Origin of the sequence: Nocardiopsis sp. NPDC049922 (assembly GCF_040660275.1) — a bacterium.
Taxonomy (GTDB): domain Bacteria; phylum Actinomycetota; class Actinomycetes; order Streptosporangiales; family Streptosporangiaceae; genus Nocardiopsis.
Genome location: NZ_JBFAME010000015.1, coordinates 15,755 through 28,976, shown reverse-complemented (window position 1 = coordinate 28,976; position 13,222 = coordinate 15,755). Strand labels below are relative to the sequence as shown.

Annotated in this window: 13 protein-coding genes and 1 tRNA gene; 6 read left to right on the top strand and 8 right to left on the bottom strand. The window is 70.1% G+C overall.

Features of this window, described 5'->3' with window-relative positions; all coding sequences use genetic code 11:
* Positions 1–22: 22 nt before the first annotated feature.
* Complete coding sequence (locus AB0I72_RS23125; protein ID WP_358572093.1) at positions 23–850, top strand: peptidoglycan recognition family protein; 828 nt, start codon at positions 23–25, stop codon at positions 848–850.
* 241 nt (positions 851–1,091) lie between these two features.
* On the opposite strand, the gene AB0I72_RS23120 is transcribed toward AB0I72_RS23125, so the two are convergent.
* Positions 1,092–2,441: an MATE family efflux transporter gene (locus tag AB0I72_RS23120; RefSeq protein ID WP_358572091.1), complete on the bottom strand. Its 1,350-nt coding sequence runs from the start codon at positions 2,439–2,441 to the stop codon at positions 1,092–1,094.
* A 350-nt stretch (positions 2,442–2,791) separates the two neighbouring features.
* On the opposite strand from AB0I72_RS23120, the gene AB0I72_RS23115 reads away from it, so the two are divergent.
* Positions 2,792–5,422, top strand: coding sequence for a replicative DNA helicase (locus AB0I72_RS23115; protein ID WP_358572089.1), 2,631 nt, complete (start codon positions 2,792–2,794; stop codon positions 5,420–5,422).
* A 109-nt stretch (positions 5,423–5,531) separates the two neighbouring features.
* Here the strand turns inward: AB0I72_RS23115 and AB0I72_RS23110 are convergent, their stop codons facing one another.
* The 6 genes from AB0I72_RS23110 to upp form a co-directional block, all read right to left on the bottom strand.
* Complete coding sequence (locus tag AB0I72_RS23110; RefSeq protein ID WP_358572087.1) at positions 5,532–7,208, bottom strand: TlrC/CarA/OleB/SrmB family ABC-F type ribosomal protection protein; 1,677 nt, start codon at positions 7,206–7,208, stop codon at positions 5,532–5,534.
* Positions 7,209–7,750: 542 nt separating this feature from the next.
* Positions 7,751–7,975: a hypothetical protein gene (locus AB0I72_RS23105; RefSeq protein WP_358572085.1), complete on the bottom strand. Its 225-nt coding sequence runs from the start codon at positions 7,973–7,975 to the stop codon at positions 7,751–7,753.
* A gap of 356 nt (positions 7,976–8,331) precedes the next feature.
* Positions 8,332–8,841 carry a PH domain-containing protein gene (locus AB0I72_RS23100; RefSeq protein WP_075925904.1) on the bottom strand — a complete coding sequence of 170 codons (510 nt, stop codon included), beginning with the start codon at positions 8,839–8,841 and terminating at the stop codon, positions 8,332–8,334.
* Between the two features lie 21 nt (positions 8,842–8,862).
* A complete protein-coding gene (locus tag AB0I72_RS23095) occupies positions 8,863–9,027 on the bottom strand; it encodes a hypothetical protein (RefSeq protein ID WP_170293704.1) in 165 nt (54 codons plus the stop codon).
* A gap of 292 nt (positions 9,028–9,319) precedes the next feature.
* Positions 9,320–9,559 carry a hypothetical protein gene (locus AB0I72_RS23090; protein WP_358572082.1) on the bottom strand — a complete coding sequence of 80 codons (240 nt, stop codon included), beginning with the start codon at positions 9,557–9,559 and terminating at the stop codon, positions 9,320–9,322.
* Positions 9,560–9,972: 413 nt separating this feature from the next.
* Positions 9,973–10,626: a uracil phosphoribosyltransferase gene (gene upp / locus AB0I72_RS23085; protein ID WP_358572080.1), complete on the bottom strand. Its 654-nt coding sequence runs from the start codon at positions 10,624–10,626 to the stop codon at positions 9,973–9,975.
* A gap of 313 nt (positions 10,627–10,939) precedes the next feature.
* Between upp and AB0I72_RS23080 the strand changes: the two genes are divergently transcribed.
* The 4 genes from AB0I72_RS23080 (at position 10,940) to AB0I72_RS23065 (ending at position 12,552) form a co-directional block, all read left to right on the top strand.
* The gene (locus AB0I72_RS23080; protein WP_075925907.1) at positions 10,940–11,440 is read left to right on the top strand and encodes a tRNA adenosine deaminase-associated protein; all 501 of its coding nucleotides are present in this window, start codon (positions 10,940–10,942) and stop codon (positions 11,438–11,440) included.
* 41 nt (positions 11,441–11,481) lie between these two features.
* Entirely contained in the window at positions 11,482–11,967 is a 486-nt protein-coding gene (locus tag AB0I72_RS23075; protein ID WP_358572077.1) for a tRNA adenosine deaminase-associated protein, read from the top strand.
* A 4-nt stretch (positions 11,968–11,971) separates the two neighbouring features.
* On the top strand, positions 11,972–12,454 hold the full coding sequence (tadA, locus tag AB0I72_RS23070) for a tRNA adenosine(34) deaminase TadA (RefSeq protein ID WP_358572075.1): 483 nt from the start codon (positions 11,972–11,974) through the stop codon (positions 12,452–12,454).
* Between the two features lie 10 nt (positions 12,455–12,464).
* Positions 12,465–12,552: transfer RNA gene (locus AB0I72_RS23065), tRNA-Ser, on the top strand.
* Between the two features lie 114 nt (positions 12,553–12,666).
* Here AB0I72_RS23065 and AB0I72_RS23060 read toward each other — a convergent pair.
* On the bottom strand, positions 12,667–13,215 hold the full coding sequence (locus AB0I72_RS23060) for a PadR family transcriptional regulator (RefSeq protein WP_358572073.1): 549 nt from the start codon (positions 13,213–13,215) through the stop codon (positions 12,667–12,669).
* Between the last annotated feature and the right edge of the window lie 7 nt (positions 13,216–13,222).

The following is a 13,222-nucleotide window of genomic DNA, read 5'->3' as shown; positions in this document are numbered from 1 at the left end:
CCGCACGGAGAGGACGACGAACATGTTCGTTAGACCCAACCCCGATCATCCGCCACTCGTGGACCGCCGCACCGTGCTCCGGGGGTCCGCCCTGGTGGCGGGGGGAGCGCTGCTCGGCGGAACGGCGGGAGTGTCCTTCGTGGACACGGCGTTCGCCGCGGTGAAGCCCAAGATCTACAAGCGGTCCGACTGGGGCGCCCGTCGGCCGAGGACGTCGGTCGACGTCCTGCCCAAGCCGCCGACGCACATCGTCGTGCACCACACGGCCACGGCCAACACGTCCGACACCTCGAAGTCGCACGCCGCCGCACTGTCCCGTGCGATCCAGCGGCACCACATGGACACCAACGGCTGGAACGACACCGGCCAGCAGCTGACGATCAGCCGCGGCGGCCACATCATGGAGGGCCGGGACAAGTCACTGCCCGCGATCTGGGACGGCAGGCACGTCCTCGGCGCGCACACCGCCAACCACAACTCGCACACGATCGGGATCGAGAACGAGGGTCTGTACTCCTCCGTCACGCCGCCGAAGGAGCTGATGGAGGCGCTGGTGGAGACGTGTACGTGGCTCTGCCTCGTCTACCAGCTCAATCCGTCCGACGCGATCGTCGGCCACCGCGACTACAACGCGACCGCGTGCCCCGGCGACCGGCTGTACGCGTTGCTGCCCAAGCTGCGCAGGGACGTGGAGTCCAGCCTGCGGGAGAAACTGCGGCGCCTGAGCCGCGTCGCCGGGACCGAGCTGACCCTGGAGCAGCTGCCCACCTACCCGCCCACCCCGCAGGGCGAGCGGACCATGCCCTTCTACCACGGCCCGGCCGTGGGGGAGTTCGACGTGTCCGCGTGACACCCCGTCGCACCGCGTGCCGGCGGCGCCGGGGAGAGCGACGCCGGTGGTGACATGTCGTGACGGAGACGTGTCGCCGTGTCGACATCCGGGGGCGGGTGAGCGGGTTCCTCCCCGGTTCGTCCCCGTCCTGTCGGACGGCTGAGCACAATGGGGAGTGGACCCCGCGCGCCCCATCGACCCCTTGCACAGCGCGCGGGGCCCGATCCTCCCCGGACCGGAGCCCGCGCCGGGGCGCGGGTCAGGGGCGTCGGGCCCCGGTCACCAACCAGGCGGCGCCCCGCGCACGCACCCCGAGCGTGACCGCCCGCGCGAGGATCCACACGGAGAACGCCGCCCACAGACCGACCAGCGCCCACAGCTCGCTGTCCGCCAGGCGGGGCAGGACCAGGGCGAACGGCAGGAAGGCGAGCATCGTCCACAGCGACGCCCAGGCCAGGTAGCGCTGGTCGCCCGCGCCCATGAGCACGCCGTCGAGGACCATGGTCACCCCGCTCAGCGGCTGCAGCAGTGCGGCGACGACCAGCGTGGCGATGATGAGGACGCGCACCTGGGGGTCGTCGGTGAACGGGAGGGACGCCCAGGGCAGCACGGCCAGCAGCAGCGCCATGAACACCAGTCCGAGCAGGACACCCCACTCCACCATGCGCCGGGTGGCGTTCCGGGTCCCGGGAACGTCCCCGGCGCCCAGGTACCGGCCCACGATCGACTGCCCGGCGATGGCGATCGCGTCCATCGCGAACACCAGCAGCGCCCAGATGTTGTAGCTCACCTGGTGGGCGGCGATCGACTCGTCCCCCAGGCGCGCGGCGACGGCCGTCGTCACCAGGAGCACCACCCGCATCGACACACTGCGCAGGAACAGGGCGAACCCCGCCGAGGCCGAGGAACGCAGCCCGCCCAGGCTGGGCGTGAGGGACACCCGCTCGCGGCGCGCGGCACGGGCGATCGTCGCGACGTACCAGAACGCCCCCGCGCCCTGCGCGATCACCGTCGACCAGGCCGAACCCGCGATTCCCCAGTCCAGGACCAGCACGAACACCGCGCACAGCGCCGCGTTGCCCACGTACGACGCGACCGCGACCACCAGCGGGGTCCGCGCGTCCTGGAGACCGCGCAGGACCCCCGTCCCGGCCATGACGATGAGCAGGAACGGCGTGCTCAGCAGGCTGATCCGCAGGTAGGTGAGCGCGTGGGGGCGCACGTCCGCCGACGCGCCCAGCAGGTCGACGAGCGCGGGTCCCAGCGGCCAGCCGACCGCGATGGCCGCCACCCCCAGCAGGACGGCGAGCCACAGCCCGTCGACCCCGTCCCGGATGCCGCCGCGCGCGTCCCCCGCGCCGAACCTGCGGGCGACCGCCGCCGTGGTCCCGTAGGCGAGGAAGATGCACACCGACGCCAGCGTCAGCAGCACCTGACCCGCCACGCCCAGCGCGCCCAGGGCCTGGGTGCCGAGGGTGCCGACGATCGCCGTGTCGGTCAGCAGGAACAGCGGTTCGGCGACGAGGGCGAAGAAGGAGGGGACCGCCAGGGCGAGGATCTCGCGGTCGTGGCGGTGGCGGAACGGGGCCGCCGAGAGGAGTTTCGGCATGACCCCGCCACAGTACCGGACAGACGTTCGACCGCCGCTGAGAGGTTGTCCACAACCTCTCCGAAGCCTGTGGATAACTTGTGGAAAGGGGGGTCGTGAGACATCTTTCACGTGTCGGGCGGCGCTGTGTTTTCGCAGGTGGAGGCTGGTATATGTGGATGGCGGCAAAGTTATCCACAGGTGATGTGCACAACCCTTGTCCCGGATGCCCCGCAGGGGGCGGGAGATGGTGGTAAAGGACGGGTCCACAACCCGCTCCGCGGCGTCCCCGCTCCCGGGCATGCGGCATCCTGGAAGGGTCGGTCCGCGTCCGGACCCGACTCGAAGGCACTGCCCCTGGGAGAGAGTTCGTGAGTGTTGCCGAGCCACCGCCCGACGAAGGCGGGTACGAGCGCACACCCCCGCACGACATCCAGGCCGAACAGAGCGTCCTCGGCGGCATGCTGCTCTCCAAGGACGCGATCACGCAGGTCGTCGAGATCATCCGGTCCGCGGACTTCTACCGTCCGGCGCACCAGATCATCTACGACTGCGTCGTCGACCTCTTCTCCCGGGGCGAGCCGGTCGACGCCATCTCCGTCAACGCCGAGCTGACCAAGCGCGGCGAGGCCACGCGCGTCGGCGGCGCCACCTACCTGCACACGCTGACCGAGGCCATCCCGACCGCGGCGAACGCGGGCTACTACGCCAAGATCGTCTCCGACCGCGCGGTCCTGCGCCGCCTGGTCGAGGTCGGCACGCGCATCGCCCAGATCGGCTACGCCGGGGACGGCGAGGTGGACGACCTCGTCGACCACGCGCAGGCCGAGGTCTACAAGGTCGCCGAGAAGCGTACCGGCGAGGACTACGTCATCCTCGGCGACGTCATGCCGGGCGCGCTGGACGAGATCGAGGCGATCGGCGCCCAGGACGGCACCCTCACCGGCGTGCCCACCGGCTTCGCCGACTTCGACGCCCTGACCAACGGCCTCCACCCCGGCCAGCTGGTCATCATCGCCGCCCGCCCGGCCATGGGAAAGAGCACCCTGGCCTTGGATTTTGCCCGGGCGGCGTCGATCAAGCACGAGATGACCTCGGTCTTCTTCAGCCTGGAGATGGGGCGCAACGAGATCGTCATGCGCCTGCTCGCGGCCGAGGCGCGCGTGGCCCTGCACACCATGCGCTCGGGGCAGATGACCGACGAGGACTGGGCCCGCCTGGCCCGGCGCATGGGCGAGGTGGCCAGCGCCCCGCTGTTCATCGACGACTCCCCGAACATGTCGATGATGGAGATCCGCGCCAAGTGCCGACGGCTCAAGCAGCAGCACGACCTCAAGCTGGTCGTGGTCGACTACCTCCAGCTGATGTCCTCGCCCGGCCGGGTGGAGAGCCGCCAGCAGGAGGTCTCCGAGATGTCCCGGTCCCTCAAGCTCCTGGCCAAGGAGCTCGAGGTCCCGGTCATCGCGCTCTCCCAGCTCAACCGTGGTCCCGAACAGCGAACGGACAAACGTCCACAGGTGTCCGACCTGCGTGAGTCGGGCTGCCTGACCGCCGACACCCGGGTGTGGAGGGCTGACACCGGGACCGAGTCGACCATGGGAGAGCTCTACCACGCTGGAGAGCGGGACATCCGGGTCTGGTCACTCGACGAGCGCCTACGGCTCGTTCCCATGACGATGACCCACGTCTTCTCCAGCGGGGTGAAGGAGGTCTTCAGGCTGAGGTTGGCCTCTGGCCGGGAGGTCACGGCCTCGGCCAATCACCCGTTCCTCACGCTCGACGGATGGCAGCCGCTGGCGGATCTCGCCGTCGGAACCCGGCTCTCGGTGCCCCGACGCGTTCCAGCGCCGATCGAGACGAGGGAGTGGCCCGAGGCCGAGGTCGTCATGCTCGCGCACATGATCGGGGACGGATCCTTCGTGCGACGCCAGCCGATCCGTTACGCGAGCGTCGACGAGGCGAATCTGGCGGCGGTGACCGAGGCGGCGAAGCACTTCGGTATCACAGCGGTGCGCGACGAGTACGCGGCCGCGCGCGTCACCACGTTGCGGCTGCCAGCGCCATTCCGCCTGACACACGGGAAGCGCAACCCCATCGCCGCGTGGTTGGACGGGCTGGGTCTCTTCGGCCTGCGCAGCCACGAGAAGTTCGTACCCGACGAGGTCTTCGGCCTCACTGACGATCAGGTCGCCCTGTTCCTCCGTCATCTGTGGGCGACTGACGGCTGCGTGTACTGGGATGAGAAGAACGGTCAGGCACGTATCTACTACGCTTCGACGAGCCGACGGCTGGTCGACGGTGTGGCACGACTCCTTGGCCGCGTCGGCATCATGAGCCGGATCAAGGCGACTCGTAAGGGTGCTCACAGGGTCTGTTTCCAGCTGCATGTCACCCAACTCGATGACCAGGCGAGGTTCGCGGAGCGCGTCGGCTGCCACGGGGCCCGCGGCGAGAGTCTCGTGACATGTGCGTCCGAGCTGACCTCCAGGAAGGCCAACACCAACTTGGACACGATCCCCCTACAGATCTGGGACCGGGTTCGCACGACGCTTCGTGAGAAGGAGATGACGCACAGGGAGTTCGCCTCTGCGTTGGGGACCGCGTTCTGTGGTAGCGCCCAGTGGAAGACAGCTCCAAGCCGCGCTCGACTCTCGCGGGTGGCCGAGGTGCTCGACGACGCCGACCTCGAACTGCTCTGCACGAACGACGTTTTCTGGGACGAGGTCGTGGCGATCGAGCCCCTGGGGAAGCAGGAGGTCTTCGATGCCACGGTCCCGGGCACGCACAACTTCGTCGCGGACGGCGTCAACGTCCACAACTCGATCGAACAGGACGCGGACATGGTGATCCTGCTGTACCGCGAGGACGCCTACGACCAGGAGTCCCCGCGGGCGGGCGAGGCGGACATCATCGTGGCCAAGCACCGTAACGGTCCCACCGCCGACGTGACGGTCGCCTTCCAGGGCCACTACAGCCGATTCGTCGACATGGCGCCCGGATAGCGGTCCGCCCCCCGGGGCGTGACGCCGCGCGCCACGCCCCGGGGATATCGGTTTGCCCCTATCTCGGTTTGTGGTCAAGCCGATTTATCGACAAAGAGCTACGTCGACACTACGCACAGTGAGAATCGCGGGTCACCATCCCTTCGTGGAGCTCCAGGTGACGGCCGGAGAACCGCGACCGCGCGCGGCGGTCGTGGGTGACGATCACCAGCGCCCCGGTGTACCGGGACAGCGCCTCCTCCAGCTCCTCCACCAGTCCGGGGGACAGGTGGTTGGTGGGTTCGTCCAGGAGCAGCAGGTCGTGGGCGCCCGAGGTCAGCCGGGCCACCTCGATCCGCCGCCGCTGGCCGACCGAGAGCACGGCCACCGGCCGGTCCAGTTCCTCCGGTCGGAAGAGGCCGAGCGAGGCCAGTTCGTCCCGGTGGTCGTCCGGATGACCGGGTCGCCCGGAGGCGTAGGCCTCCAGGACCGTTCCGGTCCCCGGTGGCAGACCCTCGTCCTGCCGCAGGTGGCCGACGCGCCCGGGCACGGTCACGGAGCCCGAGTCGGGGGTCAGCTCTCCGGCGAGCAGGCGCAGGAGCGTGGACTTGCCCGCCCCGTTCGGGCCGGTGACCAGGACGCGCTCCCCCCGGGTCACCGCCAGGCGGGGCACGTGGATCCGATGGCCGACGGTGACCCCCTCCAACACCGCGGCGGGCGCGTCGACGGTCTCGGCGGCGGTGTCCGCGGCCGCGAAGTCGGCGCTCATCCGGAGCGGTACCGGCGGCGGGGCCACCGGGTCCTCCGTCAGCCGGTGCAGACGCTCCTTGGCGATGCGGATCCGGCTCCGTGCCCCGTGGTCGCGACCGCGGAGTCTGAACGCGCCGTGCCCGAAGGCGGCCTTGGCCATCCTGCGCGGGATGCCGTCGAGGCGCTGGGCGTTGACGTCCGCCAGCCGCCGCTGACGTGCGACGTCCCTCTTCCACTCCTCGTACTCGCGGATCCACCGGGCCCTGGCGGCGGCCTTCGCCGCGAGGAACCCGTCGTACCCGTCGCCGTACCGGCGGATCCGGCGGGTGTCGTGGTCGACCTCCAGGACGGTGGTGGTCACCCGGGCGAGGAAGGCCCGGTCGTGGGTGACGGCGACCACCGTGCCGCGGTGCCGTCGGAGCCGCTCCTCCAACCAGGCGACCGCGCGGTCGTCGAGATCGTTGGTGGGCTCGTCGAGCAGGAGCAGTTCGGGCGAGGCCGCCAACATCGCGGCCAGTGCCAACCGGGAGCGCTCTCCGCCGGAGAGCGTGCGCAGCGGGCGGTCGCGGTCCAGGCCGGGCAGGCCGAGACCGTGCAGACCCGCGTCGACGCGGGCGTCGGCGTCGTAGCCGCCGCGCGCCTCGAACTCGGCGACCAGGTCGCCGTAGGACGCCAGTTCGCCGGGGGTGGCGGAGCCGAGGACGGCCTCGGCCTCGCGGATCCGTGACTCCAGGTCGCGCAGTGGCGCGAGGGCGGAGTCGACGGCGTCCGCGACGGTGCCGGTCAGGACCCCGCCGGAGACCCCGTCGAGGGTCTGCGGCAGATAGCCGACGCCGCCGGGGGCGCTGACGGTGAGCTCGCCGTTGGAGGGGGCCTCCTCTCCGGCGAGCAGGCGCAGCAGTGTGCTCTTGCCGGATCCGTTGTCACCGATGACGCCGACGCGTTCGCCGGGGCTGACGGTGAGGTCGGCGCGGTCGAGGACGACGCGGTCGCCGTACCGCTTGGTGATCTCGGTGAGCTGGAGCTGGGACGTGGCTGGGCGTGGGGCGGTGAACACGAAGGGCCTCCTGATCCGTGGAGCGTGCCGGGTGGGACGGGGCCGCGGATCGGTGGGGGGTGCCCGTGTGACGAGGTTTTCGGACCGGCGCGCACGCTGACGGCAGGCGCGCGGGTCCGAGGAGACGGGATCGTCGAGGCTTCCCCGGTCGACCGCGGTGCGACGACGCCGACGGAGCCGCACCGCTGGACAGCGGGCGTGGATGCTCGGAACGTGGGCGTCGGGCGCGGGATCACAGGAAGAAGTACAGCCTCATGCCACAAGACGATACGTCTCGTCTCGTCAAGTGTCAACGCCAGGGGAGTGAGACCGGTGTCACCCGCTGGATGCTCCTGCGGCCCCACTTACGGACAGAAGAATCTCCGTTAATGGCTATGCCGATTTGTCGACAGTGCGGTGTGCGAGAGGCGTGGAGGCACGGGAGGGGCGGTGTCCGGTGTCGCCGGGGTGCCCCGGCGACGACGAAGGGCCGCCCCGCGGGGCGGCCCTTCGCGTGCTCTCCGGTCGGCGGGTCGGTCCGCCGAGGCCCTCGGGGCGGCTCGTCAGAGCCAGCGCGCCTCGGGGCGGGACCGGCCGTTCTCGTCGGTGACCATCACCCAGTGCGTGATCGGGTGGTGCGATCGCGTGCTGTCGGCGTCCTCGCGCGGCTGCGGGAGGCAGACGGCGTCGCCCGTCAGGCGGCGTCGGGTCCCGGGCGCGGTGCGCGTGCGTCGGCGGTCGGTCGTGGAGCGAGCGAGGCGCGGCGCACGTTCGGTCCTGCGTGCCATGAAACCCTCCTCGTTTCCGTGTCTGATGAGTAAAGTTAACTCTATGTTCACCTAATAGTCAATCCATTTTCCTTGCGTGGAGGCGCGAGGAAGGTCCGGGTGTCCGCGTCGAGCCCCTGTCCGCGCCGCGCTCGCCGAGGAACGCCCAGGTCGGAGAGGGTGGCGCGGGCGGGCGCCGGTGGCGGTGTGAGATAGGGGACTGTGGCCCCGGGGCAAGGTGAACGGAAGGTGAACAACACCCGAACGCCCGCGCTGGAGGGGGTTCCCGATCGCCGGAGCGGCAGCGGCGGGCGGTCCGGGAAGCACGAGTGGCACCCGCCGTCGCGGCGGGTGCCACACTCACGTCGGCGGCGGGGCTACTCCTTGAAGATGAGCCCCACGACCTCCAGGTAGAGCTGCTCCGGGTACGGAATGAAGTTGATCTTGCTCAGCGCCTGGTCCTGGCCGGCCGACTCCATCACGAAGGTGCCGTACCCGAGGAAGCGCCCCAGCAGGGTCCGCTCGAACCTCATGTCGGTGACCTTGCCCAGCGGCATCATGTTGACCTGCCGGGTGATCAGGCCCGTCGTGAGCAGCAGGCGTGCCGAGGTGATGACGAAGTAGTCCACCGACCACTCGGCGACCCGCCAGACGAACCACACGACCACCAACAGCCACAGCCACCAGATGATCGCCAGTGCCGCGCTGTTGTCCGCGATCTGCGTGTTGCTGAGGATCCCCGCGGCGATCAGCGCTCCGAGGACCGCTCCGACCGGGCCGATGAGGACCGCGGGGTGGCGTCTGATCGTCACGACGTCCTGCTCATGGGGCAGGAGGTAGCGGTTGACCGACGCAGGAGCGCTATTACTCGACGCTACGAGCCGCATGGAACCGGACCCAACTCCCCACTACGGCAGCAGTGCGTTGACGAAGCGGGACATCGACTCCGCGCCGCCCATCAGGCCGCCCAGGGCGCTCTGGATCACTCCAGCGGCGCTTTCCGGCTGCGTGAGCAGATAAAACGCCACGAAACCGATGAGCGCGTAGCCGCCCCATTTCTTCAACTTCGCCACGACTGACTCCCCTTGGAATCCACCTGACCCACCAACCCAGCAGTGATTCTTCCATTGACGGTGATGCCCGTAAAGCCTGGGGCGCACCCTCGGCGTGGCGGTATGTCGGCCATTCGACACTTACCGGCTCTGTCCGGTTCCGGTGGTGTTGGTAACCCTGGGGTTGACGGTCCGTAACTGGAGTGGTCGGTGGGACGGGATGGGGGAACGGGGACCCTCCCGCCCGGTCCACCACTCACGGCGGTCGGCCTCCGACCGTCGTGCCGGTCCCGTCGTCGCCTCCGGAGGTCGACTAGCGCCGTTCGGCGAAGGCCAGGGCCAGGACCTGGAGGTGCTGCCGGGCGATCCGCTCCACGAGGTCGGGGGTGGCCGAGCCGGTGACGTCCTCGGCTCCGTGTCTGGCCGCGTCCACGCACCGGGTCACGGTCGAGCCGTGGTGCACGCCCGAGAACTCCGTCGTCAGCCGGTTGACGACGGGGCCGAAGCTCGGGTCCGGGGAGAACGAGGTGGTGGAGGCGGGAGTCTTGGGCATCTCACTCCTTCGAGGCCGTGGGGTGGATGGCGAAGCGTGGTCGCTCGGGGGCTTTGGGTAGTCGTCCGAGGGAAGCCTGAACCGTCCGTCGAAAGCGGGCGGACACGAGGGGATATCGGTGGACCATACCCGGTATGGGGTGGTTTCGGGCTGACGGTTCACGCGGGTTACGGGCAGTCAGGAACCATGATCACTCTCATCTGTTACGTTCCCGTCTCGAAATGAATTCGGGTGGTGCAAAGCCGTGTCGTCGGTTGCGTCCGTCCTGGCCGCCGCCAGGGTCGGTGCGGGGATCCTCTGGGTCTCTGCCCGATTTTCGGCTGTTCATTCACTCCATACCGAAAAGAACCAAAAAGCGCCCTACCGGGGGTGCGGTAGGGCGCTGACACCTGCTGTGTCGGGTGTGGCCGGAGTCAGGAGCAGCCGTACAGCCGGTCTCCGGCATCGCCCAGGCCAGGGAGGATGAAGCCGTTCTCGTTGAGGCGCTCGTCCACTGCGGCCGTCACCACGCGCAGGGTCGCGCCGTGGTCGGGGTCCAGGGTTTCGGTCAGCTTGCGCTCCACCGCCGTGAGCCCCTCGGGCGCGGCGAGCAGGCAGATCGCGGTGATGTGGTCGGCGCCGCGCTCGACCAGGAGCTTGAGCGCCGCCGCCAGGGTGCCGCCGGTGGCCAGCATCGGGTCGAGCACGTAGCACTGGCGGCCCGACAGGTCCTGCGGGAGGCGGTCGGCGTACGTGGCGGGCTGGAGCGTCTCCTCGTCACGGGCCATGCCCAGGAAGCCCACCTCGGCCGTCGGCAGCAGACGGGTCATGCCGTCGAGCATGCCCAGGCCGGCCCGCAGGATGGGCACGACGAGCGGGGTGGGGCGCGTCAGCTGGGTGCCCGTGGTCTCCACGAGCGGGGTCTGGATGGTGACGTCGGTCACGCGCACGTCCCGCGTCGCCTCGTAGGCGAGCAGGGTCACCAACTCGTCGGTCAGGCGTCGGAAGGTCGGGGAGTCGGTCCGCACGTCGCGCAGGGTGGTCAGTTTGTGCGCGACCAAGGGGTGGTCGACGACCAGGGTTTCCAAAGCGTTCTCCGGATGAGCTGGGATAACGGGACGGTGGCTGGGGAGGTTTCGGCCAGCCCGAGTCTAACCGTGTGTACCACCCGTGCCCGGGGCGCCGAGGTCTCCGCCGTGGCGTTCCACGAGCCCGATCCGGCCCGGAAGGCGGCCGATCCCGACGGTGTGGGCTCGGGCACGCGCGAGTCGTGAGAACGTGGGGCGCGTTGACGGGTGACAAGGGCGACCCCGGAACGGCGGTGATCGTTACCATGGCACTCGCACGGGCGATCAGGTGTTCCTTCGCCCGCACCGATACACCGGCCGGGTTGGGGTGACGATGACAGTGCTCGATCATGGCGACGACGACTCGGGTGACTTCGCGGCCGTCGCGTACAGGGAAGAGGACTGTTGGGACGTCGACCTGCTCCCGGTGGCCCTCACCCACGACCTCAAGGGTCTCATCCACGCGCTGCGGCAGCAGCCCAGCATCAGCGGCTCCCTCGGGCTGGTGGCGGTCGGGGACGACTTCTTCATCATCGTCCGGGTCTACGGCGAGGAGGTCTCCCTCTTCCTCTCGGACGTGACCGCGTCCGTGGACTGGCAGGTCGCCAGGGACGTGCTCGACTACCTGGACATCGACCTCCCCGATGACGACGACCTCGACCAGGTGCTGCCCGCCGGGGACCTGTCGATCGTCGCGGACCTCGGGCTGGACGAGATGGAGCTCGGCGCCCTCGCCGGCGATCTCGACCTGTATCCCGACGAGGTGCTGGCCAGCGTGTCCGAGCGGTTGGGATTCGCCCAGTCCTTCCAGCGTGTACTGGACGGTATGGGGTAGGGAGAGCTGGAGAACGGCCACGGAGAACAGGAGGGCACGCGGTGTCGACCTTCGCAGCTGTCTTCGCTCCCAACGGGAAGGCGTGGCGGGGAACCGAGGTCGATCTCGGGACGGTGGACGTGATCGACGACGTCACCGACCTGATGATCGACTTCGCCGTCGAGCGGGGGAGCGATGTGTCCCTCCTGCTCGTGGAGGCCGACGACGAGTGGTTCGCCATCGTGCGGGCCGAGGAGAGCGGCGAGCCCCGTGTCTACCTGTCCGACGCCCGCGTGGTGCACGACCATCCGCTCGCGGGGCTGCTGTCCGAGGCGGGCGCCCTCGGTGCGCCCCAGCCCGCGGAGAGCGCGGGGGCGCGGCCCAACCCCGTGCCGACCGGGGACGGGGACCTGCTCACCGACCTCGGCGTGACCGGGGACGAACTCCGCTCGCTGTCGACCGGCGGGGGCGTCCTGCCCAGCGACGTGTTGGCCGTCGTGGCCGAGCGCGCCGGATTCTCGGACCTCCTCGACGGTATGAGGCTGTGACCGGGTGATCGACCGGGAGGCCGCGGACGCCGCCCTGGGGCTCGCGATCGAGGAGGGCGAGCGGGCTCTGGAGACGGGCGACGTGCCCGTGGGCGCGGTCGTGCTGGACGCCGACGGCACGGTCCTGGGCACGGGTCGCAACGAGCGCGAGGCGACCGGGGACCCCACGGCCCACGCCGAGGTGCTGGCGTTGCGCGCGGCGGCGCGGGCGCGCGGTGAGTGGCGGCTGACCGACTGCACGCTGGCGGTGACGCTGGAGCCGTGCCTGATGTGCGCGGGCGCGGTGGTGCTGTCGCGGGTGGACCGCCTGGTGTTCGGGGCGAGGGACGCGAAGGCGGGAGCGGTCGGATCGGTGTGGGACGTGGTGCGCGACCCCCGGCTCAACCACCGTCCTGAGGTCCTTCCACCGGATCTGGTCAGCGAGGACGTCGCCGAAAGGTGCGCCGAACTCCTCTCCCGGTTTTTCGCACGGCGCCGCATCCGGTAGAGTGCCTCTCGGTGGAGTCGCCTAGTGGCCGATGGCGCCCGCCTCGAAAGCGGGTAAGGGGCAACCCTTCGAGGGTTCAAATCCCTCCTCCACCGCCACCAGCCGTCCCCGGCAGCGCCGGGGGCGGCTTTTTTCATGCCTGTTCGGGGAAGCTCCGGCGCGCGTCGCAGGCGACTTTGGTCGACCGGGGACCGGCGACCGTCGCTGCCGGGTCAGCCCGGCGCGCCGTCGAGACCCTCCAGCTCCTCGATCGCCTCGTCCAGCCAGCCGACCCAGAAGGTCTCCATGTCGATCCCCGCCCTGAGGACCAGGCGCTGCACGCGGTCCCGGTCCGTGCCCCGCTCCCGGGCCGCGTCGCGCTTCTCGATCCCCCGGTACTCCTCCAACTGGGCGGAGTGCAGGTCCCGGTGGCGGCGCAGCTCCGCCACGAGCCCTCCGACCCCCACGACCCCCGCCGCGCGCAGTCGCAGCGGCAGGGGATCGCGGATCGGTCGGGGGTCCTCCGACTCGTCCACCCAGCGCGCCAGCTCGGTGCGGCCGGTCGGCAGCACCTCGTAGGTCTTGCGCTTGCCCCGGGCCGGGGTGTCGGAGGGCAGCGCCCGGATCAGTCCCGCCTTCTCCAGCTTGCCCAGCTCGCGGTAGATCTGCTGGTGCGTCGCGGACCAGAAGTACCCGATCGACCGGTCGAACCGGTGGGTGAGGTCCAGCCCGGAGGACGGCTTCTCCAGCAGGGCGGTGAGGATCGCGTGGGGCAGGGACATGAGCACA